This window comes from Rhodococcus sp. NPDC079359 (assembly GCF_040702585.1).
GTDB lineage: Bacteria > Actinomycetota > Actinomycetes > Mycobacteriales > Mycobacteriaceae > Rhodococcoides.
Window position 1 is genome coordinate 113,082 of sequence record NZ_JBFBLH010000001.1, and the last position, 25,472, is coordinate 138,553.

22 protein-coding genes and 1 pseudogene are annotated in these 25,472 nt (G+C 66.3%); 17 read left to right on the forward strand and 6 right to left on the reverse strand.

All coding sequences use genetic code 11. The features are described from left to right. Positions 1-60: 60 nt before the first annotated feature. Positions 61-711: pseudogene (locus AB0362_RS00570) on the forward strand (membrane protein); the annotation flags it as partial. On the opposite strand, the gene glgX reads toward AB0362_RS00570, so the two are convergent. Further along, positions 654-2,801, reverse strand: a complete 2,148-nt coding sequence (glgX, locus tag AB0362_RS00575) for a glycogen debranching protein GlgX (protein WP_317532480.1) — start codon at positions 2,799-2,801, stop codon at positions 654-656. The pseudogene AB0362_RS00570 and the gene glgX sit on opposite strands and share 58 nt — an antisense overlap. A gap of 49 nt (positions 2,802-2,850) precedes the next feature. On the opposite strand from glgX, the gene AB0362_RS00580 reads away from it, so the two are divergent. The 5 genes from AB0362_RS00580 to AB0362_RS00600 are packed head-to-tail and all read left to right on the forward strand — an operon-like array spanning position 2,851 to position 7,692. Then, entirely contained in the window at positions 2,851-3,693 is an 843-nt protein-coding gene (locus AB0362_RS00580) for an ABC transporter ATP-binding protein (protein WP_068045832.1), read from the forward strand. Between the two features lie 48 nt (positions 3,694-3,741). After that, positions 3,742-4,557, forward strand: a complete 816-nt coding sequence (locus tag AB0362_RS00585) for an NUDIX hydrolase (RefSeq protein ID WP_283346999.1) — start codon at positions 3,742-3,744, stop codon at positions 4,555-4,557. Between the two features lie 26 nt (positions 4,558-4,583). Then, positions 4,584-5,363, forward strand: coding sequence for an enoyl-CoA hydratase-related protein (locus tag AB0362_RS00590; RefSeq protein ID WP_068045804.1), 780 nt, complete (start codon positions 4,584-4,586; stop codon positions 5,361-5,363). Between the two features lie 57 nt (positions 5,364-5,420). After that, a complete protein-coding gene (locus AB0362_RS00595) occupies positions 5,421-6,479 on the forward strand; it encodes a class I SAM-dependent methyltransferase (protein WP_269593579.1) in 1,059 nt (352 codons plus the stop codon). A gap of 40 nt (positions 6,480-6,519) precedes the next feature. Next, a complete protein-coding gene (locus tag AB0362_RS00600; protein ID WP_149405522.1) occupies positions 6,520-7,692 on the forward strand; it encodes a class I SAM-dependent methyltransferase in 1,173 nt (390 codons plus the stop codon). Here the strand turns inward: AB0362_RS00600 and AB0362_RS00605 are convergent. After that, positions 7,680-9,002 (reverse strand): PQQ-binding-like beta-propeller repeat protein, encoded by a 1,323-nt coding sequence (locus AB0362_RS00605; RefSeq protein WP_317532353.1) that lies wholly within the window; start codon positions 9,000-9,002, stop codon positions 7,680-7,682. The genes AB0362_RS00600 and AB0362_RS00605 overlap by 13 nt on opposite strands. Before the next feature lie 150 nt (positions 9,003-9,152). Here AB0362_RS00605 and AB0362_RS00610 point away from each other — a divergent pair, with 150 nt between their 5' ends. Further along, positions 9,153-9,914, forward strand: coding sequence for an acyltransferase (locus tag AB0362_RS00610; RefSeq protein WP_068045796.1), 762 nt, complete (start codon positions 9,153-9,155; stop codon positions 9,912-9,914). Between the two features lie 11 nt (positions 9,915-9,925). Here AB0362_RS00610 and AB0362_RS00615 read toward each other — a convergent pair whose 3' ends face one another. From AB0362_RS00615 to AB0362_RS00625, 3 genes are read right to left on the reverse strand one after another with little or no spacing between them, the layout of a single operon-like run. After that, positions 9,926-11,173: a glycosyltransferase family 4 protein gene (locus AB0362_RS00615; RefSeq protein WP_317532354.1), complete on the reverse strand. Its 1,248-nt coding sequence runs from the start codon at positions 11,171-11,173 to the stop codon at positions 9,926-9,928. Then, the gene (locus tag AB0362_RS00620) at positions 11,170-12,702 is read right to left on the reverse strand and encodes a glycoside hydrolase family 57 protein (protein WP_317532481.1); all 1,533 of its coding nucleotides are present in this window, start codon (positions 12,700-12,702) and stop codon (positions 11,170-11,172) included. Before AB0362_RS00620 ends, AB0362_RS00615 begins: the two co-directional genes overlap by 4 nt. A 23-nt stretch (positions 12,703-12,725) precedes the next feature. Beyond that, the gene (locus AB0362_RS00625) at positions 12,726-13,565 is read right to left on the reverse strand and encodes a class I SAM-dependent methyltransferase (protein ID WP_317532355.1); all 840 of its coding nucleotides are present in this window, start codon (positions 13,563-13,565) and stop codon (positions 12,726-12,728) included. A 170-nt stretch (positions 13,566-13,735) separates the two neighbouring features. Here AB0362_RS00625 and AB0362_RS00630 point away from each other — a divergent pair, with 170 nt between their 5' ends. The 10 genes from AB0362_RS00630 to ligA all read left to right on the forward strand — a co-directional run bounded on the left by AB0362_RS00630 (position 13,736) and on the right by ligA (position 24,585). Beyond that, complete coding sequence (locus AB0362_RS00630) at positions 13,736-14,536, forward strand: electron transfer flavoprotein subunit beta/FixA family protein (RefSeq protein ID WP_068045787.1); 801 nt, start codon at positions 13,736-13,738, stop codon at positions 14,534-14,536. A gap of 42 nt (positions 14,537-14,578) precedes the next feature. Beyond that, positions 14,579-15,535 carry an electron transfer flavoprotein subunit alpha/FixB family protein gene (locus AB0362_RS00635; RefSeq protein ID WP_149405527.1) on the forward strand — a complete coding sequence of 319 codons (957 nt, stop codon included), beginning with the start codon at positions 14,579-14,581 and terminating at the stop codon, positions 15,533-15,535. 146 nt (positions 15,536-15,681) lie between these two features. After that, a complete protein-coding gene (locus AB0362_RS00640; protein ID WP_317532356.1) occupies positions 15,682-16,500 on the forward strand; it encodes a GNAT family N-acyltransferase in 819 nt (272 codons plus the stop codon). After that, positions 16,497-17,387 carry a lysophospholipid acyltransferase family protein gene (locus AB0362_RS00645; protein ID WP_255183285.1) on the forward strand — a complete coding sequence of 297 codons (891 nt, stop codon included), beginning with the start codon at positions 16,497-16,499 and terminating at the stop codon, positions 17,385-17,387. The genes AB0362_RS00640 and AB0362_RS00645 overlap by 4 nt, the downstream gene beginning before the upstream one ends. Positions 17,388-17,469: 82 nt before the next feature. Beyond that, on the forward strand, positions 17,470-18,708 hold the full coding sequence (locus tag AB0362_RS00650; protein ID WP_317532357.1) for a cysteine desulfurase family protein: 1,239 nt from the start codon (positions 17,470-17,472) through the stop codon (positions 18,706-18,708). Then, a complete protein-coding gene (gene mnmA, locus AB0362_RS00655) occupies positions 18,708-19,796 on the forward strand; it encodes a tRNA 2-thiouridine(34) synthase MnmA (protein WP_121870206.1) in 1,089 nt (362 codons plus the stop codon). Before AB0362_RS00650 ends, mnmA begins: the two co-directional genes overlap by 1 nt. After that, a complete protein-coding gene (locus AB0362_RS00660) occupies positions 19,793-20,812 on the forward strand; it encodes a methionine synthase (RefSeq protein ID WP_366234668.1) in 1,020 nt (339 codons plus the stop codon). Before mnmA ends, AB0362_RS00660 begins: the two co-directional genes overlap by 4 nt. A 131-nt stretch (positions 20,813-20,943) precedes the next feature. Next, entirely contained in the window at positions 20,944-22,131 is a 1,188-nt protein-coding gene (locus tag AB0362_RS00665; RefSeq protein ID WP_317809342.1) for a GGDEF domain-containing protein, read from the forward strand. Between the two features lie 65 nt (positions 22,132-22,196). Continuing rightward, entirely contained in the window at positions 22,197-22,379 is a 183-nt protein-coding gene (locus AB0362_RS00670; RefSeq protein ID WP_068045768.1) for a hypothetical protein, read from the forward strand. Between the two features lie 55 nt (positions 22,380-22,434). Further along, complete coding sequence (gene ligA, locus AB0362_RS00675; RefSeq protein WP_317809344.1) at positions 22,435-24,585, forward strand: NAD-dependent DNA ligase LigA; 2,151 nt, start codon at positions 22,435-22,437, stop codon at positions 24,583-24,585. 57 nt (positions 24,586-24,642) lie between these two features. Here the strand turns inward: ligA and AB0362_RS00680 are convergent, their stop codons facing one another. Further along, positions 24,643-25,293 (reverse strand): amino acid-binding protein, encoded by a 651-nt coding sequence (locus tag AB0362_RS00680; RefSeq protein WP_149405531.1) that lies wholly within the window; start codon positions 25,291-25,293, stop codon positions 24,643-24,645. Between the last annotated feature and the right edge of the window lie 179 nt (positions 25,294-25,472).

A 25,472-nucleotide genomic window follows, 5' to 3' on the forward strand; every position in this document is an offset into this window, starting at 1 on the left:
GGGTCCACTGTCGCACAAGTGGCTATGCCGAACATATCCAGTAGCCCCGAGACTGGAAGCATGTTCACCTCACCACGTCGTGTTGTCGCCGGTCGCCGGCTTCCTTCTCGGTTGGCCGCCCTCTACGTGGGGCTGTGGCTGTACGGGGCGTCGATGTCGCTGATGATCGCCGGTGGACTGGGCGTCAACCCCTGGGATGTCTTTCACCAGGGTCTCGAGAGTCACCTCTCGCTCAGCTTCGGAACCATCACCGCCATCACCGGCGTGGCCGTCCTGCTGATGTGGATCCCGCTGCGGCAACGCCCCGGTCTGGGCACCGTGAGCAACGTGGTGGTGATCGCCGTTGCGGTGGACGCGACGTCGGCGGTGTTGCCGCATCTCGACGGGCTCCCGATCAGGACCCTGGCCATGGTGTCGGGCATCGTGGTCAACGCGTTCGCAACCGCGCTGTACATCGGTGCCGGGATGGGTCCGGGGCCGCGAGACGGACTGATGACCGGTCTGGTGGCCAGGACCGGATGGTCGATTCGCCTCACCCGCACCGGAATCGAGTTGACGGTGGTGCTCACCGGTTGGTTGCTCGGTGGGACGCTGGGCGTCGGGACGGTTCTCTATGCGCTCGGAGTCGGTCCGCTCGTGCAATTGTTCATGACTCATCTGCCTGCGCTGCGCAGTACCAGGACTGTCGATCCGGTCACCGATATCGTCGAACCCGGTTCCAGCGCAGTGGTATCCGCGGGCACGCCGTCCACGCACGAGGAATCGAGGACCGGAACGAACCGCGACGACGACCAACTCGGGCACGCCAGAGTGATGTCGGCGGGGCCGCCGGAATGGAGGACGAGGAGCGAGCTGGCGTCGTCGACCTGCCCGCCGTCGGAGGCATAGGAGCGGACGTCGGAACCGTCCACCCAGGCCTGAATGGTGCGGACCGAGTCGTCGTTCCATCGGTCCGTGTCGAATTCGACTCCGGCGGAATCGAACCACACCAGATCGGGTCGGCCGGTCGGTGTCGCGCGGCCGGTGAAGAACTCCTGTTGACGCAGTGTCGGAGCGCTCGCTCGGACGCGGAGCAGTCGACCCACGAAGCGAATCATGTTCTGATCCGCACTGTCCCAGTCGATGGCCCAGGCGTCCGCCGCCGGTGCATCCTCGGCGATGCAGTACGCGTTGTTGTTGCCTCCCTGGCTGTGTCCCAGTTCGTCGCCGGCGAGCAGCATCGGTGTACCGGTGGAGAGCGTCAGGGTCGCCAGTAGTGCTCGGACATGGCGTCCCCGAGCCTCGACGACGGATGGGTCGTCGCTCGGCCCCTCGACGCCGTGGTTGACCGACGAGTTGTTGTCGGTACCGTCCCTGTTCTCTTCGCCGTTGGCCTCGTTGTGTTTGTGCTCGTACGACACCAGATCTCGGGCGGTGAACCCGTCGTGCGCGGTGACGAAGTTGATCGACGCCCACGGTAGGCGTCCGCCGCCCGCGAAGAGGTCCTCCGAACCGGCCAGACGCGAGGCCAATTCGCGGACGCCGTGCTGGCCCGCCCAGAAGCATCGCACCGTGTCGCGGTAGCGATCGTTCCATTCCGACCACGCCACCCCGAAGTTGCCGACCTGATAGCCGGCACCGGTGGCGTCCCACGGCTCGGCGATCAATTTGACCCGAGCCAGGACCGGGTCGGTGGCAATGGCGGTCAACAACGGTGCGCGAGAATCGAATCGCCAACCGCCGGGCCGACCGAGAGTGCTGGCGAGATCGAATCGGAACCCGTCCACACCCATGTCCTCGACCCAGTACCGAAGGCTGTCGCACACCATCCTCACGACCGCGGGGGACGCGGAATCGAGAGTGTTGCCGCAGCCGGTGAGATCGACGTCCGATCCGCGTCCGTCCAGCAGGTAGTAGCCGGGCGCATCGAGCCCACGCCAGCTGATCGAGGGGCCGTCGACCGCGGATTCGCACGTGTGGTTGTAGACGACGTCGAGGATCACCTCGATCCCGGCAGCGTGCAGCGCGTCGACCATGGTGCGAAATTCGTCCACCTCCTCACCGGGAACAGCGGCGAAACGCGGATCCGGTGCGAAGTACGCACCCGTCGAGTACCCCCAGTGGTTTCGCATACCTCGGGCGCGGACGCCGGGTTCGGTGAATGTGGTGTGTACGGGCAACAATTCGACCGACGTGATGCCGATGCGTGCGAGATGTTCGAGGACCGCGGGCTCGGCCAGCCCCAGGTATGTACCGCGAAGATGCTGGGGCACAGCAGGATTGCGGGCAGTGAACGACCCCACGTGCAGCTCGTACAGGACGGTTCGGTCCCACGGTACCTCGGGGCGCGCGGGACGGCCGACGCGATCGGCAGCTGCGCGGACGACGCCGAGCGGGAGGTGCCCGAGCGAGTCGCGAGAACTGGGCGCGCCGAACGGGTCGTCCTCGTAGGCGAGCAACGCCGACGGGTCTCCGAATGCGCCGATCACCTGGCGTGCCGCGGGATCGAGCAGAATCTTCGCACCGTTGAACCGGCGGCCGGAGTGCGGATCCCACCTCCCGTGGGCACGGAAGCCGTATCGATCACCGGGCTGCACTCCCGGGACGAAGGCATGCCGAATTCCGAACGTGCGGGTGGTCAGTTCCACCCGTCGTTCACCGCCGTCCGGATCGATCAGACACACCTCGACTCCATCGGCCTCGGGCGCATGGACTGCAAATTGCGTGCCAGTCGGCAACGCGGTGGCACCCAGTGGGAACGGTGATCCGGGCGGGTTCGAGGCGGACTCGTCGCCGGTGGTCCGGTGGGAGCTACGAGGCAGATCGTCATTGGGCGACACGCGTGCACATCCTGCCGTGAATGCGCGGTCGATGTGCGGGAAGATAGGCGTCGTGTCTGAACCGGATCCCGACCTGCTCGTAGATTTCACCGACGTAGTCGTCCGCCGCGGCGGTGCGACCCTGGTGGGACCCGTCACCTGGAAGGTGGAACTGGACGAACGGTGGGTGGTCCTCGGCCCGAACGGTGCCGGAAAGACGTCTCTGCTGCGCATCGCTGCGGCCGAAATCCATCCCACGTCCGGTGTCGCCCACGTTCTCGGCGAGGTCATGGGCAAGGCCGACGTCTCCGAACTCCGACCGCGGATCGGTCTGTCGTCCTCCTCGCTGGCGCAGCGCATTCCGGCCGACGAACTTGTATCCGATCTGGTGGTGTCCGCCGGCTACTCGGTGTTGGGGCGCTGGCGTGAGAAATACGACGCGGTCGACACCGAGCGTGCAGTGGAAATGCTCGAGAGCCTCGGTGCCGAGCATCTCGCCACCCGCACCTACGGCACGCTGTCGGAAGGCGAACGAAAGCGCGTTCTCATCGCCCGCGCTCTGATGACCGATCCCGAACTGCTGTTGCTGGACGAGCCTGCGGCAGGGCTCGACCTCGGTGGACGCGAGGAACTGGTGGCGCGGCTGACCGACCTCGCTGCCGATCCAGACGCCCCCGCGACCGTGCTGATCACCCATCACGTGGAAGAGATTCCGCCGGGATTCAGTCACGCGTTGCTGCTCAAGGAAGGCGGGGTGGTGGCGCAGGGACTGGTCGACGACGTCATCACCGCAGAGAATCTGACCGAGGCGTTCAGTCAGTCGATCGCACTCGATCGCGTCGACGGTCGCTTCTTCGCGCGGCGGACCCGCGCTGCCGGGGCGCACCGCCGATAGAGCGGACCGATCGACTCCGCTGCGCAATGCAGCGGTACGTTCCCTTTCATGAGCTCGAACAGTGCTGCCGATCACGTACAGGCCCGGGACGCCTCGACGGTCATCTTGATTCGTGACGGCCTGTCACGACCCGACATCGAGGTGTTCCTGCTCGAACGTGTCGGTGGCATGGCCTTCGCGGGTGGCATGACGGTGTTTCCCGGTGGCGGCGTCGACCCCTCGGACGCGGCAGCTGACGTCCGCTGGGCAGGACCGCCGCCGTCGTGGTGGGCCGAGCGCTTCGGAACCGACGAGGGCAAGGCGCAGGCCCTGGTGTGTGCCGCGGCGCGCGAGACGTTCGAGGAGTGCGGTGTGCTGCTGGCCGGCTCGACACCGGATTCGATCGTTGCCGACACCGCTCCGTTCGCGGGAGAGCGGGGTCGGCTCGAGCGCCGTGAGGTGTCGTTCGCCGAATTCCTCACCGCCCACGACCTCGTTCTGCGATCGGATCTGCTCCGGCCGTGGTCGCACTGGATCACCCCGGTGGGCGAAGCGCGACGGTACGACACCCGGTTTTTCGTCGCAGTGCTGCCCGAGGGGCAGAATGCGGACGGCGAGACCAGCGAGGCGGCGTCGGTGAGCTGGCGCTCCACCGGTGACGCACTGGCGGACTGGCGGTCGGGGAACACCATCCTCCTTCCGCCCACCTGGAGCCAACTCGACGCACTGTCTCGGTTCGACACCGTCGCACAGGTCGTCGACCACGACCGCGAGATCGCCCCGGTTCTGCCGATCCTCACCCGCGACGAGGGGACTGTCCGGGTGCTCTTCGACGGCGACGACGCGTACTACGCCGGAACGCGCCATCCCTGGTCGGATCGCTAGTCCTCGGCCCGGTAGCCTTTCGGCCCATGGCTGAGTTCGTGAATCTCGAAGTGTCCGACGGCATCGGCACCATCCGCCTCGACCGTCCGCCGATGAATGCGCTCGATCGGCAGATGCAGGACGAGATCCGAGCGGCGGCTCGCGAGGCCACGGTGAATGCCGACGTCAAGGCCGTCGTCGTCTACGGCGGCGAGAAGGTCTTCGCCGCCGGTGCCGACATCAAGGAGATGGTGGCGCTGTCCGCGTCGGAGATGGCCGCGATCGCCGGAGATCTGCAGTCGGCCCTCGGCTCGCTCAGTACTATTCCCAAGCCCGTGGTCGCGGCCGTGACCGGGTACGCACTCGGTGGTGGGCTGGAGGTTGCACTGGGTGCGGACCGTCGGATCGCCGGCGACAACGCCAAGTTCGGTGTCCCCGAGGTGCTGCTCGGTGTCATCCCCGGCGGCGGCGGAACGCAGCGGCTGGCTCGGCTGATCGGCCCGAGCCGTGCAAAGGACATGGTCTTCACCGGCCGCTTCGTCGGTGCCGAGGAAGCGTTGCGTATCGGATTGGTGGACGAGGTGGTGGCACCGGACGAGGTGTACAACGCAGCGCGCGCCTGGGCCATGCAGTTCACCACGGGTGCATCGCGAGCGCTCGCAGCGGCGAAGGCGTCGATCGATCAGGGGCTCGACGTCGATCTCACCACCGGTCTTCGGATCGAGGCTCAGCAGTTCGCGGCGCTGTTCGCCACCGAGGATCGCACGATCGGCATGACGTCGTTCGTGGCCGACGGCCCTGGTAAAGCGACCTTCACCGGGCGGTGAAGCAACGGTCCCGCAGAGCAGAGTTGTTCCACAGCTACCGGATAGTAGGCTCGCCTGATGACTGCAAGCCCCCACGACGGTGTCAATCGATCGATCTCGAACTCGGTGCCTTCGGCGTCGTCCGAGACCGATGACCGCCAGGTCGATCCAGCCCCGAACCCGCACGCCACTGCCGAGCAGGTAGAGGCCGCACGGTCGGACACCAAACTGGCTCAGGTGCTCTATCACGACTGGGAAGCCGAAACCTACGACGACAAGTGGTCGATCTCCTACGACGAGCGATGCATCGACTACGCGCGCGGCAGATTCGATCAGGCGGTCTCCGGTGACGCGTCGGCGCAATCCGCACTTCCGTACGGCCGCGCCCTCGAGCTGGGCTGCGGTACCGGGTTCTTCCTGCTCAACCTGATGCAGGCCGGCATCGCAGACAAGGGCTCGGTCACCGACCTCTCGCCCGGCATGGTCAAGGTCGCTCTTCGCAACGCCGAGCACCTCGGCCTGGACGTCGACGGCCGGGTCGCCGATGCGGAGACGATTCCGTACGACGACAACACGTTCGATCTCGTCGTCGGGCACGCCGTCCTCCATCACATCCCGGACGTCGAACAGTCCCTGCGAGAGGTGCTGCGGGTACTCAAGCCGGGCGGCCGCTTCGTTTTCGCGGGCGAACCCACCACGGTCGGCAACTTCTACGCACGGTGGCTCGGACGCATCACGTGGGAGGCGACCACCCGCGCGACCAAACTTCCGTTCCTGGCGAGCTGGCGCAAGCCGCAGGAAGAGCTCGACGAATCCTCGCGAGCGGCGGCACTGGAGGCCGTCGTCGACCTGCACACGTTCGATCCCACCGATCTCGAGCACATCGCGCTCTCGGCCGGTGCCGAGTCCGTGCAGGCGAACACCGAGGAGTTCGCCGCCGCTCTGCTCGGTTGGCCGGTGCGGACCTTCGAGGCCGCAGTACCCGAGGGCAAGCTGGGATGGAACTGGGCGAAATTCGCCTTCGGCGGTTGGAAGACACTGAGCTGGGTGGACGAGAACGTGCTGCAGCACGTGGTTCCGCGCGGACTGTTCTACAACGTGATGATCACCGGCATCAAGCCCGCCCCTCGCGCTTGATCGGCTCGGACCGCCGCAGGCTCTGCGCTCGAGTCCGCTAGTGGGCTACGAATTCACCGGCACCGACCTCGACTTCTTTTCAAGCGAGGCCGGTGCCGGAGCTCTTGCTGCGGTCGACGATCTCGAGCTCAGCGCTCGAACGTCGGTGCGCGACACGGCCTCGGTGCGCACTCGCTTCCCGGACCACGCGAGTGCACTGATCGAAACGGTCACGGTCCGCCGCAAGGCCCGAGTGAAGTTGGTCGACTCCGATCGGTGGCTGGTGACCGACGAGGCGGTCCAGCAGGCCACGCCGACGCTCGTCGCGCGGAGGCGGGCCGCTCGACTCGCGGGGCGACGGGTGCACGATGTCACGTGTTCGATCGGCAGTGAACTGTCCGTCCTCGTCGCTACGGCGGAGTTGGCGGTGGGCAGCGATCTCGACCCGATTCGGCTTCGGATGGCCGCACACAACGTTCCTGAGGCCACTCTGCTGCGCGCCGACGCACTGACCCCGACGACGCGTGAGACCGTCGTCGTCGCCGATCCCGGCCGCCGAGCAGGTGGGCGGCGACGCCATGACCCGGCGGCTCTGCAGCCGCCGCTCCCGGATCTGTTCGACGCCTATCGAGGCCGAGACCTGGTCGTCAAGTGTGCGCCCGGCCTGGATTTCGATGCGCTCGACTGGGCCGGCGAGATCGAGGTGGTCTCGCTCGACGGAGGAGTGAGAGAAGCGTGCCTGTGGTCGGAGGGGTTGAGCGAGCGCGGTGTTCGGCGTCGGGCAGCGGTTCTTCGATCCGACGGCAGTGTTCTGGAATTCACCGATGCCGAGTCGGACGAGATTCCGGTTCGGCCCCCCGGCCGCTATCTGGTCGATCCGGACGGGGCGGTGGTCAGAGCCGGTTTGGTTCGGCACTACGGAGCCAGATTCGGTCTGTGGCAACTCGATCCGAGAATTGCGTATCTGACCGGCGACACCGTCCCGGCCGGGGTGCGCGGCTTTCGAATTCTCGAGCAGTCCAAGTTCTCGGAGAAAGTGCTTCGGCAACAACTGAATCGGATGGATTGCGGCTCGGTGGAGATTCTCGTCCGCGGGGTCGACGTGGATCCGGCGATACTGCGGCCCAGGCTCAAACTGCGCGGCTCCGTGGCGTTGTCTGTGGTGATCGCCCGAGTCGAACGGTCCGCGGTGGCGTTCGTCTGCGCTCCGGGCGCTGTCGCTCAGCCCGTGTAGGTGAAGATCTCGCCGAGGTAGCTCGCGGTGACGACCTGGCCGTCCGGGCCGATGGACGTGCCGACGGTGGTGCCGACGACGTCGGGAACCGGTTGCACGTCCACCGTTTCTCCGGTGGCCGCGTCGAACGTGAGCAGGGCCAGCCCGTCGTCCTCGCGTACGACGGTATGGCCGCGTCCGTCTGCGGATTGGGCTGCGCTGCCTGCCTGTTCGATGTCGTCGCGGACCCACACTCGCTCGGCCGAATCTCCGTTGTCGCGCACGCCCATGAGGGTGCCGTCCCCGCCCGACGGCACGATCGTGCCGTCGGAAGCGATCGAGGGACTGGCACCGATGCCGAGCCCGGTGCCCTCGGTCCACTTCTGTCGCCCGTCGGCGGTGTCGAACGCGGTCAACCTGCCGTCGACGTCGGCCAGGTAGACCGTCGACCCGTCCTCGGACAGCACCGGACTCGACGCGACTCCGGCGGGCAGCAGGTCCGAGGACCAGCGTTCGACGAGTCCGGGAGAGCCGTCCCGGTCGTACTGCACCGAAACGAGTTGTGGTGCAATCGAACCCGGACGCCACAGTGTCAGGTACATCGTTCCGGTCGCACTGTCCACCGCGGGTGCTGCGGGTACGGGGCATTCGGATCCACCCGAGCTGCACTGGGCGAGTCCGGTGTCCATCGGCTGAAAATCGGAGTTCGGCTCGGTCAGGAAATCCGGCGTCGGAACCAGATCCAGAATGGGCACTCGGAGTTGCCCGTTCTGCGAATCGAGAACGCTGACCTGGCCCATCTGGGTGATCGAGAGCAGGCTGCCGTCCCCGAGGAACTGGGCGGACTTGGGCACTCCGTACACCGGTGTGCGCCAACGCAGTTGTCCGTGGTCGTTGTACGAGTTCATGCCGCCGTCGTCGCCGATGTAGACGTTGATGGCCGAATCGACGGTCGGCGTGGCAGTGACGACGGACGGCCCGACTCGATTGCACCAGCGCTTGCGGGCGGAGTCGATCTCGAACGAGAAGAGGTTGCAGCCGGATTCGGTGGCGGCAGTGACGAACATCTGGCCCGTCGATCCGATGGACACCGGAGAGGTCACCGTGCCGCCCGTGGGGCGCGTCCAGTCCAGGGACAGAGGTGTCGACACCGACACGGCCGTCGAACCGCTGTTGTGCGAGTTCGCATGCGCTGCGGGCCACGAATCGGGGGAGAGCGGTTCGATGGCCGAGGTGTCGGCGCTGCAACCGCTCACGGTCACCACGACTATCGCCGCAGCGACCGCAGTGACCTTTCTGCCGGTCCTGCCCTTGGCCGTGACGCCGCGCATCGATCGCTCCCCGTGTCTTGATTTCCGTGCCCGACGTGGTGCCGGGGCGTCTGTGTTCGTCTCGTCGACGAGCAACAGTCGACAGGCAACCCTAGCCCGCGCAAGGGTGCCGGCAGAGAGCGGGCGAACGAGAAACTAGGGTGAACGTCCATGACGAGTATGTGGAACGCGCCGCTGCGGACACGCTGGCGCGGGTCGAGACGACGCGACACCGAGCAGGCGCGGTTCCTCACGCGTGCGTCTCTCGACTGGGTGCTCGCGAACAAGGCGTACACGCCGTGGTACCTCGTGCGGTACTACCGCCTCGCGAAGTTCAAGCTCGCCAATCCGCACGTGATCCTGAGGGGCATGGTGTTTCTCGGCAAGAACGTGGAGATACATTCGACCCCCGAACTCTCTCGTCTCGAGATCGGGCGCTGGGTCCACATCGGCGACGGTAATGCCATTCGCTGCCACGAGGGCTCGCTGCGGATCGGCGACAAGGTGGTGTTCGGTAAGGACAACGTCGTCAACACCTACCTCGACATCGAGATCGGCGCATCGACGCTGGTGGCCGACTGGTGCTACATCTGCGATTTCGATCATCGGATGGACGATGTGAACATGCCCATCAAGGATCAGGGAATCGTCAAGGGCCCGGTGCGGATCGGGCCGGACACGTGGATCGCCGCCAAGGTGACGATCCTCCGCGAGACCAGGATCGGGCGGGGCTGCGTGCTCGGAGCCCACGCCGTCGTCAAGGGTGAGATCCCGGATTACAGCATCGCGGTCGGGGCCCCGGCCAAGGTCGTCCGCAATCGCAAGGACGCGTGGGAGGCCGGTGCCGCCGACCGCGCGAAATACATTGCTGCGCTGGAGGATATCGCCCGCAAGAAGGCGCTCGGACAGGCCGAGGCGGCGCGGGAGATCTGACCCCGGTGTGCTCAGGTACGGCCGGGGAGCGCGCGCTCGGCGATGTGCGGGCGGGCCAGCGGATGCCGAACCTTACGTTTGGCTTCCAGGTAGACCTGGGCCGTCGACTCGGCGACGTGTTTCCAGTCGAAATCCACGGTGAGCCGGTCGCGGGCGGCCACGGCTCGTTCCTGCGCGGCGTCCGCGTTGTCGAGAACGCGCCGCACGGCGGCAGCGAGCCCACCGACGTCGCCGGGCTCGAAGGACAGGCCGGTCACGCCGTCGACGATGGCTTCACCCAGACCGCCTGCGGTGGACGCGACCAGTGGGGTACCCGCAGCCGCAGCCTCCAGCGCGATGATGCCGAACGGTTCGTATCGACTGGGTAGAACGATGGCGTCGGCTCCGTGCAGCCAGCCGAGCAGTTCGGTGTGGTCCAGATTGCCCAGAAACGACACTGCGCGCGCAACCCGGTGGGTGCGCGTCAGCCCTGCCAACCAGGCGAACTGTGTTCCCTCGCCGGCGATGTGCAAGGTGGTACCCGGGTGGCTTCGTCGGATGCGGGGCAGGGCGGCGATGGCATCCTGGATGCCCTTCTCGTACTCGAGTCGGCCGACGTAGAGCAGCTTCGCCGGCTCCGATCGAGGCTCTCGTCGACGAAAGTGCCAGGTGGATCGGTCGATTCCGTTGCGAATCACCGTCACCGCCGACTCGGATACTCCGAACAGGGTGGTGACCTCGTCCTTCATCGACCCCGAACAGGTGATCACTGCATCGGAATCGTTGGCGAGCCACCACTCGACGGAGTGCACCTGACGGTTGACGGGGCCGGAGATCCAGCCGCTGTGGCGGCCGGCCTCGGTGGCGTGGATGGTCGAGACGAGCGGTACGTCGTAGAACTCGGCGAGTGCGATCGACGGGTGCGCGACGAGCCAGTCGTGCGCATGAACGACGTCGGGTTGCCAGCCGTCGCCCAGTCCCGGCTTTCCCAGCGCGACGCCGGCACGCACCATCGCGTGCCCCATCGCGAGGGTCCATGCGAGCATGTCCTCCCCGAAGACGAAGTGAGCGGGGTCCTCGGCCACCGCGACGACGAGCACCCCGTCCTCGATGTGGTGAGACGTCGGGTGGGTGGCGGCGTCGGTTCCGGTGGGTCGACGCGACAGCACCACGACCTCGTGGCCGCACCGGACCAGTTCGGTTGCCAGGTGATGAACGTGCCGACCGAGGCCGCCCACCACCACGGGTGGGTACTCCCACGACACCATCAGAATCTTCATCGACGCCCCCCTGCATCTTCTCGCTCGTCGCCGACGTGTGCACCGGGCAGTCGGCGTGCGTCCAGCGCAGGAAACAGCCCGTCCGCGCGGTTCCACTGCCGAGCCAATTCGTTCGCTCGGACAGGTGACCCACCTGCGGCCGCGGCCGCGATCTCACGCAACGCATGTGCGTGAACGTGTGCCCGTTCCCGCGCGTAGCCTGCGGCGGAGTCCTTGCTGACCATGAATGCCCAGTCGCTGGCCACGGCCATCAGTGTCTCACGCAGTATCTGATCGTTGACGCGATTGCGGAGTTCGGGTCCACCGGCGCGACGCTGTGCAGCTCGGGCGGTATCGACGGCGTCGAGAGCGGTCCGAGAGACCTCGGCATTGAGCGCGACCAGGTCCGCGACGTCGTCGCCCGCCCACACCCGCCAGTCCTTACCCGATCCCCACGACGAATCCTGCAGTTCCAGTGGCGCTCCGACGTATCCCTGCTCGCGGGCGTCGCCGAGCGTGCCGACGGTGATGCCCGCGGCGGGTAGCGCGCGCATGAGCTTGCCGAGCCACTGCGGACCCTCGTGCCACCAGTGCCCGAACAGCTCGGTGTCGAAGGCCGCGACGACGAGGGCGTCGCGACCGATCCGCTCGGACTCCGAGATCAGGCGCCGACGAACCACATCGACGAAGTCGGCCACGTGACGGTCCACCGTCGCCGCCGCCCGCTCGGGATCGTAGGGAGCCTTGTCGTTCGACGCGACCGAGCGGCCGGTGACCCGTGCCGGTTTGAGACCGGTCGCGTGATCGTAGGTGTGGAAATCCCGGTAGGAACCGTGGCCGGGATAACCGGACTTCGGTGACCAGACGCGGTAGCTGACCGGCAGGTCGCGTCCGAACGCGACGACGTCGGAGTCCCAGACCGGCCTGCCGAGGGAGGTGTCTCCACGCATCGCGGGCCCGTCGACCATGAAGTGCGAGACCCCGGCGGCGGCGTATTCGGTTTCCATGCCGGGGGTGAATCCGCATTCCGGTGCCCAGATGCCTCGGGGCGCGGTGCCCCACCGGGAGCGGGCGTCGAGCAGGCCTTCGCTCAGTGAGAACTGCCGAAGCCGCGGATCGAGCAGCGGCTGGAACGGATGCGCCAGCGGCCCACCCAGCAGTTCGACGGTTCCGTTGTCGACCAGCGGCCGGAGTACCGCCGAACCGCCGTGTCGCCACCGGGCCTCGAATCGATCGAGCGCGGCGGCAGAACCTCGGTGCTCACGAACGGACAGGTCGCGATCTGTCGCCTCGTGGGCCCTGAGCTGCCAGTTCCCGAGCCAGTGGTGCATTCCGGACAGGCAGTGTGGATCGTCGAGTTGAGCGGCCAGAACCGGGGTGATCCCCAGCGACAGCACGTCGGTGTGACCGTCCTCGGCCAGTTGCTCGAGCATCGCGGTGAGTGGCAGGTAGCAGTCGGCCCAGGACTGATACAGCCACTCTTCGCCTACCGGCCACCTGCCGTGATTGGCCAACCACGGAAGGTGGGAGTGCAGAACGAGAGAGAACATGCCCGGCACGGTGGCACCGGATGTCACCCGATCACCGTGCTCGAGATCTTGCGGGCAACGGCGACCAGGTCGAGGCTGTCGTCGATGCGGTCGGCGGTGATGTCGAAATCCTCGATCGAGACAGCCGCGACGTCCTCGGTGAGTTCGGCAGGCCAGGGTTCGCCGGCCAGTGCTCGTTCGATCTGAGCGTCGATGAACGAGCCGCCGTGCTTGGCATCGAGGGCGGCCAGAGTGCGTCCGTGCCTGACCCCGGTGAGTTCGTCGACCTCGAGCCGAGCGTCCACGAGTAGTTCGGTGAGTTCGGCCGCGTCGAGTTCGCGGGTGTGGAAGGGATTGAGCGGGGTGTCACGGCCGGGCGAGAACGTGATGCGGTTCGGTGTGCTGATCAACAGAATGCCCCCGGGCGCGAGTACCCGGTGCACCTCGGCAAGGAACGCACCTTGGTCCCAGAGGTGCTCGATCACCTGGAAATTGACGACGACATCGATCGAGGAATCGGCCAACGGCAGGCGGTCGAGGTTGCCACGCAGCATGGTCACCTTCGGGTAGCGGGCATGCACGTGTGCGGCGGCCGACGCGTCGTAGTCGAGACCGAGAACGTTCGACGCGACATCGGCAATCATGTTGGCTCCGTAGCCTTCTCCGGATCCTGCTTCGAGCACCGTTCGGTCGCGGCAGCGCTCGACGAGTGCGCGGTAGACCACCTCGTGGCGGCGGAACCAGTAGTTCTCCTCGGCGATGCCGGGCACGGTGCGTTCTCCGGTGAGGGGGAGTGGTTCCGGTGCCGGTGCCTGAGCCGATGAATCGTTCACCGCCGAAAGGTTAGTGGAGGCGCGCGGGAGGTAAGCCAACGTGGTCTCCATAACAGTCGGGGTGCAGATGTATGGTCGGACAGGCAGGGAGGTAAGTTACCCACGAGTAACTACGGTGAGGTAACCTCGTCCCAGACCGTAGAACTGCACCAATCAGTACTGCACCAACCGTTAGAACACTCACGATCAGCAGAACATGACCAGGAGGTCGACGCAGACCCATGACGAACATCGTTGTTTTGATCAAGCAGGTTCCAGACACGTGGTCCGAGCGCAAGCTCACCGACGGTGACTACACCCTCGATCGCGAGGCTGCCGACGCCGTCCTCGACGAGATCAACGAGCGGGCCGTCGAAGAAGCACTGCTCATCAAGGAAGCCCAGGGCGGTGAGGTGAAGGTTCTGTCCGCAGGCCCCGACCGCGCCACCGACGCCATTCGCAAGGCCTTGTCGATGGGTGCAGACAGCGCAGTGCACCTCAACGACCCGACCCTGCACGGCTCCGACGCGATCCAGACCGGATACGCGCTGGCCGCAGCGCTCGGCAACGTCGCATTCGAGAACGACGAGCCGGCCGATCTCATCATCGCCGGCAACGAGGCCACCGACGGCCGCACCGGTGCCGTTCCCGCGATCATCGCCGAATACCTGCAGATCCCGGCCCTGACGCAGATGCGCAAGCTCGTCGTAGCCGACGGCAAGGTCACCGGCGAGCGGGAGACCGACGAAGGCATCTTCGGCCTCGAAGCCGCGTTGCCCGCCATCGTGAGCGTCACCGAGAAGATCAACGAACCGCGCTTCCCGTCCTTCAAGGGCATCATGGCCGCCAAGAAGAAGACGGTGCAGACCATCACGCTCGCCGACATCGGTGTCGAGGACGGCATCGTCGGCGTCGACAACGCGGGAACGACCGTCACGTCGTCCACCCCCAAGCCTCCCAAGACTGCAGGCGAGCGGCTCACCGACGAGGGCGACGGCGGCGACAAGATCGCCACCTACCTCGTCGGCCAGAAGATCATCTGATCCCGCCCCACCGAGCAATCGAAGACAAACGAGGAGCAAGTCATGGCAGAAGTACTCGTGCTCGTGGAGCACGTCGAGGGAACACTGAAGAAGGTCAGCACCGAGCTGATCACCGCCGCTCGTGCGCTGGGTGAGCCGTCCGCGGTCGTCACCGGCCCGGTCGGCACCACCGACAAGGTCGCCGACGCACTGACCGAAGCCGGTGCCGAGAAGATCTACGCCGCCGAATCCGACGCGGTCGACGGATTCCTCGTCACCCCGAAGGTCGACGTGCTGTCGGCACTGGCGGAGTCGGTCTCGCCGGCAGCGATCATCACCGCTGCCACGATCGAGGGCAAGGAAGTTGCGGGACGACTCGCAGCACGCCTCGGCTCGGGCTACCACAACGACGTCGTCGCAATCAACGGCGACGGCAGTGCCGTCTACTCCATCTTCGGTGGCGCGTTCACCGTCGAGGCCAAGGCCAACGGCGACGTTCCGGTCATCTCGCTGCGCCCCGGTGCAGTCGAGGCCGAGCCGAAGGCCGGAGCGGGCACCCGCGAAACCGTCGAGGTTCCCGCGCAGGAAGAAGGGGCCGTCAAGGTCACCTCGCGTGACCCGATCGTCGGCGGCGACCGTCCGGAGCTCACCGAGGCATCGGTCGTCGTGTCCGGTGGACGTGGTGTCGGCAGCGCCGACAAGTTCTCCGTCGTCGAGAGTCTGGCCGACTCGCTCGGTGCCGCAGTCGGTGCCTCGCGCGCCGCTGTCGACTCCGGCTACTACCCCGGCCAGTTCCAGGTGGGTCAGACGGGCAAGACCGTCTCCCCGCAGCTGTACGTCGCGCTGGGTATCTCCGGAGCCATCCAGCACCGTGCAGGCATGCAGACCTCGAAGACGATCGTCGCGGTCAACAAGGACGAGGAAGCGCCCATCTTCGAGATCGCCGACTACGGCATCGTCGGTGACCTCTTCAACGTCGCACCGCAGCTGACCGAGGCAGTCAAGAAGCACAAGGGATAGCCTTCAGCGCTGTTCGACGACAGGCCCTCACCGCTCGCGCGGTGGGGGCCTGTCGTCTCGGGCAGCGCAACCTTGTTCACACAAACTCTTCCGACACGTTTCCCCGACGATGCCCGGTGGCCTTCCCCGCTCGTTAGACACGCCTCATGACCACTTCCGTCATGAGCTCGACTGCATCGATCGTCCCGGCCACCGACCGTTATTCGCTGGTGTTGTCCACCGACCCGGAGCACCGACTCGCCGCGCAGCGTCTGCGCTACGAGGTGTTCGCTTCCGAGCCGGGGTTTTCCATTCCCACCGACACCGACGGCCTCGACGCCGATCGGTTCGACGAATTCTGTGATCACCTGCTCGTTCGTGACCAGTGGACCGACACGTTCGTCGGCTGCTACCGCATGTTGCCTCCGCAGGCCGCCGTGTCCGCCGGCGGGTACTACACGGCAACCGAATTCGATATCTCCGCGCTCGATCCAGTCGGCATGAACATCGTCGAAATGGGAAGGGCTGCAGTTCATCCTGATCACCGGTCCGGGTCCGTGCTCGGGCTGATGTGGGCCGGAATCCTGCACTACCTCGATGTGACGGGATACGAGTGGGTCATGGGGTGCGTGTCGGTGCCCATGCAGTCGGCACCAGGGGATCCGATCGGGGCCAACGTTCGCGGTGTTCGAGACCGCCTGTTGGACAAGCACGCCACGCCGCCCGACCGTCGGGTCCGGCCGTACGCTCCGGTCGTCGTCGACGGGGTGGATCTGATCGACGTCGAACCCGCGAAGCGAACGTCGATGCCGCCGTTGATGAACGGCTACCTCCGGCTCGGTGCCTCCATCTGCGGTGAGCCGGCTCATGATCCGGAATTCGGTGTCGCCGATTTCGTCGCATTGCTCGGGCTGCACGAGGCCAACACTCGCTATCTCGACCGGTTGCGTTCGGCAGCAACGACGTTCGAGTCGGGTGTCCGGTGACACGACCGATCGTGCACGCGTGGATGCCGTCGTCGCCGTGCAGTGACGGCTGTCTGCCGAAGAACCCACCGACGGTGGGACGAATCGTCCTCGCGCTCCGAATCGCACTGGCGATGGTGGCCTTCGGGTTGCTGCCGGTGTTGGTCGTCCTCGGGGTTCCGTTCCCGCGGGTTCGCCGCTCGCTGACGCGGATCGGTGCTCGCACTCTGCTGTTCGCCATCGGAATCGATCTGACCGTGCTCGACGCTCGCTCCGACCGCGAACGCTCCCGCACCGCCGCAGGTGCACTGCACGTCGCCGGTCACATCTCCTGGACCGACGTCGTCGTGCTCACGGCAGTACAGCCGTCGACCTTCGTGGCGCGTGCCGACCTGATCGACTGGCCGCTGCTCGGTCGCCTGGCGCGGGCCATGAAGGTACTTCCGATCGATCGAGCTCGACTGCATCAGCTCCCCGGCGTCGTCGATCAGGTTGCCGATCGTGTGCGCGCAGGCGGGTCGGTCGTCGTCTTCCCCGAGGCCACCACCTGGTGTGGTCGTGCATACGGCTCGCTACGGCCGGCGCTGCTGCAGGCCGCGATCGATTCGGAGACCTGGGTACAACCGATTCGGCTGCGCTACGTCGACCGGACCGGCGAGCAGACCACCGCCACGTGCTTCGTGGGAGACGAAACGATCGGTGCGTCGATCGGCCGGATCTTCCGACTGCGAGGACTGCGCGCCGAGGTGGAGTTCACGGCCCCGGAGGCACCCGGCGGCGATCGACGCGACCTCGCCCGGCGGTGCGAGGTGGCGATTCGCCGGGACGACGTCTACGACCCCGCTGTGCACGAGGTCGTGGCCGAGGCCGAACGCAGCCCGGTGCCGCCGAAGGTCGCGGCGGCCTGACCGAGCATCGATCACCGTGACCGCGGACCCACCTCGCGCAGGTAGGTCCGCGGTCACGGCAGCGGGTATCGTCTAGCCTGTTATGCCTTCTGTGCGCAGTACGACTGCTCCCGTCCCGCCGCGGCCACCGGTGTACCTCGATCACGCAGCGACGACCCCGATGTTGCCGAGCGCGATCGAGGCGATGACATCTGTGTTCGCCACGGTGGGCAACGCGTCCTCGCTGCACACCTCCGGTCGGTCCGCTCGACGTCGGGTGGAGGAATCCCGCGAGTCGATTGCTGCGGACCTGGGCGCGCGACCGTCCGAGGTGATCTTCACCTCAGGCGGTACCGAGAGTGACAACCTCGCCGTCAAGGGCATCTTCGCGGCCCGTCGAGACTCCGATGCGGCGTTGATCAGGATCATCGCCAGCTCGGTTGAACATCACGCGGTGCTCGACGCAGTGGAGTGGCTCGTCGCACACGACGGTGCGAGTGTCACGTGGCTCCCGGTCGACGCCGAGGGGCGGGTCACCCCGGATGCCCTGCGCGCCGAGCTGGCCCTGCATGCCGACGAGACCGCGTTGGTGACGATCATGTGGGCCAACAACGAAATCGGCACCGTCATGCCGATCGCCGAGCTCGCAGCCGTGGCCGCCGAATACGGGGTTCCGATGCACAGCGATGCGGTCCAGGCCGTTCCGCATCTGCCCGTCGGGTTCTCCGAGAGCGGCCTGTCCGCTCTCAGCATCGCCGCGCACAAGTTCGGCGGACCCCAGGGCGTCGGAGCGTTGTTGCTCGGCCGCCAGGTCCCGTGTGTTCCGCTCTTCCACGGCGGGGGGCACGAGCGAGACGTTCGATCGGGCACTCCGGACACTGCAGGCGTCGTCGCGATGGCGGCTGCGCTGCGTTCGACCGTCGAGGACTCCGCGCGGCACCGAGCAGAACTCGGAGCACTACGAGATCGGTTGATCGCCGGAATCCGAGACGCCGTTCCCGACGCGATCCTCAACGGTCCGGAAGGCGACGACCGGCTGGCCGGGAACGTGCATTTCACCTTTCCCGGGTGCGAGGGTGATTCGCTGTTGATGTTGCTCGACGCGGCGGGCATAGAATGCTCGACGGGCTCGGCGTGCACCGCAGGCGTCGCCAGCGCCAGCCATGTACTGATTGCGCTCGGGTGCGATCCGGCCGTCGCCCGTGGATCACTGCGGTTCTCGCTGGGAGCCGGCTCGTCCGAATCGGACGTCACCACTGTGCTTGCGGCTCTGCCGCAGGTCGTCGAACGTGCTCGTGCCGCCGGACTGGCCGGCGTCGGAGCTCGAGGAGGAAATCGCTGATGCGTGTTCTGGCTGCTATGAGCGGGGGAGTCGACTCGGCCGTGGCCGCGGCCCGTGCCGTGGACGAGGGCCACGACGTCGTCGGCGTGCACCTGGCTCTGTCGACCGCTCCGGGAGCTCTGCGCACCGGTTCGCGTGGTTGCTGTTCCAAGGAAGACGCGGGTGATGCTCGTCGGGCTGCCGACGTACTCGGAATCCCCTTCTACGTATGGGATTTCGCCGATCGCTTCAAAGAGGACGTCATCGACGATTTCGTCGCGTCCTATGCCGCGGGCGAGACCCCGAATCCGTGCCTGCGCTGCAACGAGAAGATCAAGTTCTCCGCTCTGGCGGACCGCGCTCTCGCGCTGGGCTTCGACGCCGTGGCGACCGGGCACTACGCGCAACTGCACGACGGCGTCCTGCGACGCGCCGTGGACGCGGACAAGGACCAGTCGTACGTGTTGGCGGTACTGAACCAGGCACAGCTCTCGCGTGCGATGTTCCCCATCGGCGACACACCGAAGTCCGAGATTCGCGAGGAAGCTGCCGAGCGAGGGTTGGCCGTTGCCGACAAGCCCGACAGTCACGACATCTGCTTCATCCCCTCTGGCGACACTCGGGCATTCCTGGGCGCGCGCATCGGCGTGCGCCCGGGCAAGGTCGTCGACTCCGAGACCGGAGCCGAACTGGCCGATCACGAGGGCGTGCACGGCTTCACCATCGGGCAACGCAAGGGTCTCGGTGTGGAAGGACCGGCCGCCGACGGCCGTCCCCGTTACGTGACGTCGATCGAACCCGACAGTGGCACGGTCATGGTCGGCTCCGCGCAGAAGCTCGACGTCTGGGCGATCAGCGGTGACCGCGCAGTGTGGACCGAAGGCACCGCCCCGACCGGCCCCATCGAGTGCGTCGTGCAGGTTCGCGCGCACGGTGGACTGACCGAGGCCGTCGCCGAGGCAGCGGGCGACGGCATGGAGATCCAACTGCGGGCTCCTCTGACCGGTGTGGCCAAGGGGCAGGCAGCGGTGCTGTACCGCAAGGACATTCACGGAGACATCGTCATCGGCAGCTCGACCATCTCGGGCACTCGATCCGAGCGCGAGTGACCCCGAGCGTTTTCGCGGGGCTCGCGACCGGTATCGGTTCGTGGCCGGGCACCGACATCCGTGAGGCCGCGGCGGTCGTCGTAGGGGAGTTCACCGAGCTTCCGCACATCGTCGAACTTCCGGCCCGCGGTCTGGGCGCGGACATGATCGGGCGCACCGGCGCCATCATGGTCGACGTCGAACTCGACGTACGCACCTCCGGCTATCGCGTCGTGCCACGTCCTATGCTCGCCGGCCGTCGGGCGACCGATTTCCTGGCCGAGGACCTCGATGTGCTCGAGGAATTGTGGGAGGTCTCGGGCCTTCGCGGTAGTGGCCGCACCATCAAGGTCCAGGCCGCCGGTCCGTTCACGATGGCAGCGCAGGTCGAACTTCGGCACGGGCATCGGGCCCTGACCGATCGCGGGGCGCTGCGGCATTTCGCCGAATCTCTCGGCGAAGGACTGCGTCTGCATTGTGCGGAGATGACGCGTCGGCTCGGGGTCGAGGTCGTCGTTCAGCTCGACGAACCCAGTCTCGCAGCCGTTCTGGCCGGTAGCCTGACGGGCATCACCGGCCTCGATTCGGTGCGGGCAGTCCCGGAACCGGACGTTCTGGACCTGCTGGATTCACTGATCGAGACGATCGACCTTTCCGTTGCGGTGCATTGCTGCGACGGCGACGTTCCCTTCGATCTTCTTCGCCGTTCGCGTGCCGTTGCGGTTTCCGTCGACGCGACTGCGCTGCGCCGCAGCGACTTCGACGGAGTCGGCGAGCTGCTGCAATCCGGCAAGACACTGATGCTCGGGTTGATTCCGTCCGAAGCCCCCGCGCGGCCGCCTCAATGGCGGGAACTGGCCGAGCCGGGTGTCACATTGATCGACCGACTCGGTTTCGACAGGTCGGTTCTGGCCTCCCGGATTTCTGTGACGCCTGCATGTGGATTGGCGGGCAGCACACCGGAGTGGGCCCGTCGCGCAACAGGACTCGCCCGCGACGTGGCCGCCGCGTTCGGAGATTCACCCGATTCGTTATGAGATCACACAGCCGGACGGAGTGAAACACCGCGGACTCCGGACGATCGAGCCCACTACTATTAGTACGTCGAACAGGTGTGACACTATTCACATGGCCGTTGGGGGTCTGTTGAATACGTGGGAGTTCGGAAATGGCATCAGGTGGTCGCGACTTCGACGAGGTTGCCTCCCTGCGGCGTTCCGGCAGGCACCGCCGAGGTCTCCTGGCGAAACTGGCCGCGGCCACCTCCGACTGGTATCGGGCTCCGCACGATTTCGAGTGGATCCTCAATCACAGATCGACCCGTCCGCTGACCGGGATCATTCGTGCCGTGTTCGGCACCGCCACGATGCTGTACGCCGTCACGTCGATACTGATGCTGTTCAGCGATCTCGGTCCTCAGGGCAGTGTGGCGATCGGCTGGGTTCTCTTCGTTCTCATCACCCAGGTGTTCGTCGCCGCGCGGTGTGTGTTCGGGCCGCTGCCCGGGAAGAAGTTCTTCGTCGCGTTTCTGGCCTTCGGGGACATTCTCACGACCTCGGTGTTGATTCTGTACGCACCCGTCGCGTCCTTGATCGGAACCGTGTTGTTCGCCGTCACGGGGGCGTTCTGCACTTACTTCCTCAGTCCGCGACTGCTGGTGGCGCACCTGGTATGGACCGCGACGTTCATCATCGGGTTCGGCGTCCGCGTGTTCCTGGCAGTGATGAACGGGGAGGTCGAATACATCGACGGGCCTTCGGTGGCGACGGCCACTGTGGTTCTCCTTCTCGCCACCGTCGGTGTACCGGTGTTCGCTCAGGTGGCGTGGACGACGCTGTCCAACGACGCCAAGCGATCGGTTCTCGATCCGCTGACCGGGGTGTACAACCGGCGCGGCATCGACAGCGAACTGCTGGACCTGTGGCATCAGGCCAGCAAGCGGGGTATGTCCATGGCCTTCCTGGTTGTCGACATCGACAAGTTCAAGTCCGTCAACGACCGATTCGGGCACAGCCGCGGCGACGAAGTGATCGTGCGCGTCGCCGATCGGCTGCGCCGCTTGGTCCGGCATCAGGGCGGAGTGCTCGCCCGAACCGGTGGAGAAGAGTTCCTCGTCGCCATGGTCGGTGATGCGCGGGGGATGGTCGATCTCGGCTTCGACGCGGTTCGGGTGCTCTGCGACCACCGCGACGACATCCCCGTCACCGTCAGCGTGGGAATGGCGTTGTTGCGCGAGGATTCGGCTCTGTGGGACGTGGGGAAGTCCGTGGTCGGCAGAGCAGCCCGTACGGCGGACGCGGCGATGTACCGGTCCAAGCAGTCCGGGGGAAACAGCTTGGTCATCGACGAGATCTGAGCCCTCGAACCGACGTCGCTCGATGCGCCGGTGTGCCTGGGTGGGACCTCTGCGATGATCGTGCGATGTATCGGCTATCGGATGCTCAGCGACGTGGACTGCCTGCCGGAGTGCTGCTGTCGGTGATGGCCTCCGTGCTCGGCGGAATCTACGCCGACTCCTTCGTGACCGGATTCGCCTTGACCGCCGGTGTCTGCGCGGTGGCGATCATCGCCGCGACGCTGTTGCTGGGTCTGCTGGGGCGGTAGTCGCTGGGCTGCAGCCCGTGCTTCTCTGTCGGTGGGTTCGGATAATCTTCGACACGTGCCCGAAGCGACCGAACCGCCCGCAGGAAACGACGAGACCGCAGGGACCGTCGGTGTCGAACTCGATGCCGCGTCGTCGGCCGATCGTGAGCGATGGCAGATGCTGGCCGAGGAAGTGCGCGGTCATCAGTTCCGCTACTACGTGCGCGACGCGCCGATCGTGTCCGACGGCGAGTTCGACGCGTTGCTGCGTGAGCTGAACGAGCTGGAAGAAGCACACCCGGATCTGCGCACCGCGGATTCACCGACGCAACTCGTCGGGGGTGGCTTCGCGACGGAATTCACCGCCGTGGACCATCTCGAGCGAATGTTGAGCTTGGACAACGTGTTCGATCACGACGAGCTACGTGCCTGGGCCAAAAGAGTCGAGACCGAGGCAGGGCCTGATCTGGAGTATCTGTGCGAGGTCAAGATCGACGGCGTTGCACTGAATCTGGTGTACGAGAACGGGGCGCTCGTGCGCGGTGCCACCCGAGGTGACGGGCGGACCGGTGAGGACGTGACGCTCAACGCACGCACGATCGACGACATCCCGGACACTCTGACGGGTAGCGAGCAGTACCCCGTGCCGGAGTTGTTGGAAGTGCGCGGCGAGGTTTTCTTCCGGCTCGAGGATTTCCAGGCGCTCAACGCCTCGCTCGTGGCAGAGGGCAAGCCCCCGTTCGCGAATCCACGAAACTCTGCGGCGGGGTCGCTGCGACAGAAGAATCCGGCGGTCACCTCCAAGCGACGTCTGGGAATGATCTGCCACGGCTTCGGTCGCATGGTGGGTTTCACCCCGGAGTCGCAGTGGCACGCGTACGAGGCGCTTCGCGCCTGGGGGCTGCCCATCTCCACCCACACGACCCGAGTACGGGGCGTCGACGCCGTCGTCGAGAAAGTTGTCTACTGGGACCAGCACCGACACGACGTCGAACACGAAATCGACGGCCTGGTCGTCAAGATCGACGACATGTCGCTGCATCGTCGACTGGGGACGACGTCTCGCGCGCCGCGGTGGGCCATCGCGTACAAGTACCCACCCGAGGAAGTCACCACGACGCTGCTCGACATCCGCGTCAGCGTGGGCCGGACGGGCCGAGTGACGCCGTTCGCGTACATGACGCCGGTGCTCGTGGCCGGGTCCACAGTGTCGCTGGCGACGCTGCACAACGGTTCGGAGGTCAAGCGCAAGGGCGTTCTGATCGGTGACACCGTGACCATTCGCAAAGCGGGAGAGGTCATTCCGGAGGTTCTCGGCCCGGTCGTCGACGCCAGGACCGGCGATGAGACCGAGTTCGTCATGCCCACCGAGTGCCCGGAGTGTTCGACGCCACTGGCCCCGGCCAAGGAGGGTGACGCCGACCTGCGGTGCCCCAACTCGCAGTTCTGCCCGGCGCAGCGCCGCGAGCGAGTGTTCTTCGTCGCCGAGCGGCAGCGATTCGACATCGAGGGCCTCGGGTACGAGGCCGCATCCGACCTGTTGGCCACCGGCGCCATCGAGGACGAGGGCGATCTGTTCTCGCTCACCGAGGACGACCTGATGAAGACGGCGATCTTTCGCACCAAATCCGGGTCGTTGTCCGCCACCGGTCGAAAGTTGCTCGACAACTTGGCCACCGCACGGAATCAGCCGCTGTGGCGGGTGCTGGTCAGTCTGTCCATTCGGCACGTGGGGCCGTCGGCAGCCCGAGCACTGGCAGGGGAGTTCGGCAGCCTCGAGCGGATACGCGCGGCGTCGGTCGAGGAGCTCTCGGCGGTCGACGGGGTGGGTGGCACCATCGCGGCCGCAGTCTCCGAGTGGTTCGAGGTCGACTGGCACCGCGCCATCGTCGACAAGTGGCAGGCAGCGGGCGTGCGGATGGAAGACGAGCGTGATGCGTCGATCGAGCGGAACCTGGAGGGGCTATCGATCGTGGTCACCGGGTCGCTGACGTCCTACTCACGTGACGAGGCCAAGGAAGCGATTCTGCTGCGAGGTGGCAAGGCTGCAGGTTCGGTGTCCAAGAAGACGGCGTTCGTGGTCGTCGGCGAAGCTCCGGGGTCCAAGCACGACAAGGCAATCGAGCTCGGCGTGCCGGTACTCGACGAAGCGGGTTTCACCCTGCTGTTGACCGAGGGACCCGATGCGGTGGCTCCGACCGAATCAGAACCCGATTCGGCGGATTGATCGGGTCGGGACGCGTCCGTTCGGTCGCGTCGGTTCGGTCGCGTCAGTTCAGTCGCGTCAGTTCAGTACCGTCGCGACGATGCCGGCGAGATAACCGAGTCGGGCAACCTCGGAGGGTCTGAACTCCGGGCCGCCAGGCCTGCCCAGCATCAGCACGGTGCCGGTGGTGCCGAGGGGAGCAGCGGCGATCTTGGTGTCCATGTCGCGCCATACCTGGGGCACCCACTCGGCGTCGGAATCCAGAGCAGCGGGGGCGCTCAGCGGGAACCACGGCAGCTCGGCGGCGTGAGTCTCGGGAGCCCCCGAGCTGCCCACCAGACGGAACGGGCCGTGCGCGTTGGTGGCGACGACGGTGCTCCACCCCACTCGGAGGACGCGGGGAGCTCCGTCGACGAGCACCTGAAGTCGATCGTCGGACGCCGCGGCGACGCGATCGATCAATTCCAGTTCACGATGCGTGTCGAGGACGCCGGTGTATGGGCGGATGGAGTCGACCCGGACATCGGTGAGGTTCTCGGCAGCCGTGATCAGCGTGTCCGGAAGCGAACCCGGAGCAACGTCGACCACCAGATCGTCGACCGCATAACCGTCGCCGCGTTCGATGACGTCGAGGGAGAGGATGTCCGCCCCGACCGAACCGAGCGCGACGGCCAACGATCCGAGGCTGCCCGGACGATCCGGCAGTTGGACGCGGAGCAGGTAGGACATGTCACGCTCCCTTTCGACTTCTGGCGTACTGCGGCCACCCCAGCGTCAGCGGTCGTTGCTGGCTGGCAGAAGGGAACACTGTGCACCCCGGCGCGAGCAATCCTTGCATCTTCGACCTGTCCGGTACGTCGCGCAACGCGGGCCGTGACAATTCCGACACCCGCTGTGCCCACGAGGAG

Bases quoted from the DNA above. Each gene is read 5' to 3' on its own strand.
- AB0362_RS00595 (WP_269593579.1), top strand. From the start codon at position 5,421: ATGACTGCAAGCCCCCACGACGGTGTCAATCGATCGATCTCGAACTCG.
- AB0362_RS00590 (WP_068045804.1), top strand. From the start codon at position 4,584: ATGGCTGAGTTCGTGAATCTCGAAGTGTCCGACGGCATCGGCACCATC.
- AB0362_RS00620 (WP_317532481.1), bottom strand. From the start codon at position 12,702: ATGTTCTCTCTCGTTCTGCACTCCCACCTTCCGTGGTTGGCCAATCAC.
- AB0362_RS00635 (WP_149405527.1), top strand. From the start codon at position 14,579: ATGGCAGAAGTACTCGTGCTCGTGGAGCACGTCGAGGGAACACTGAAG.
- AB0362_RS00680 (WP_149405531.1), bottom strand. From the start codon at position 25,293: ATGTCCTACCTGCTCCGCGTCCAACTGCCGGATCGTCCGGGCAGCCTC.
- mnmA (WP_121870206.1), top strand. From the start codon at position 18,708: ATGCGTGTTCTGGCTGCTATGAGCGGGGGAGTCGACTCGGCCGTGGCC.
- AB0362_RS00585 (WP_283346999.1), top strand. From the start codon at position 3,742: ATGAGCTCGAACAGTGCTGCCGATCACGTACAGGCCCGGGACGCCTCG.
- AB0362_RS00605 (WP_317532353.1), bottom strand. From the start codon at position 9,002: ATGCGCGGCGTCACGGCCAAGGGCAGGACCGGCAGAAAGGTCACTGCG.
- AB0362_RS00640 (WP_317532356.1), top strand. From the start codon at position 15,682: ATGACCACTTCCGTCATGAGCTCGACTGCATCGATCGTCCCGGCCACC.
- AB0362_RS00625 (WP_317532355.1), bottom strand. From the start codon at position 13,565: ATGGAGACCACGTTGGCTTACCTCCCGCGCGCCTCCACTAACCTTTCG.
- AB0362_RS00665 (WP_317809342.1), top strand. From the start codon at position 20,944: ATGGCATCAGGTGGTCGCGACTTCGACGAGGTTGCCTCCCTGCGGCGT.
- AB0362_RS00630 (WP_068045787.1), top strand. From the start codon at position 13,736: ATGACGAACATCGTTGTTTTGATCAAGCAGGTTCCAGACACGTGGTCC.
- AB0362_RS00610 (WP_068045796.1), top strand. From the start codon at position 9,153: ATGACGAGTATGTGGAACGCGCCGCTGCGGACACGCTGGCGCGGGTCG.
- AB0362_RS00615 (WP_317532354.1), bottom strand. From the start codon at position 11,173: ATGAAGATTCTGATGGTGTCGTGGGAGTACCCACCCGTGGTGGTGGGC.
- AB0362_RS00650 (WP_317532357.1), top strand. From the start codon at position 17,470: ATGCCTTCTGTGCGCAGTACGACTGCTCCCGTCCCGCCGCGGCCACCG.
- AB0362_RS00580 (WP_068045832.1), top strand. From the start codon at position 2,851: ATGTGCGGGAAGATAGGCGTCGTGTCTGAACCGGATCCCGACCTGCTC.
- AB0362_RS00670 (WP_068045768.1), top strand. From the start codon at position 22,197: ATGTATCGGCTATCGGATGCTCAGCGACGTGGACTGCCTGCCGGAGTG.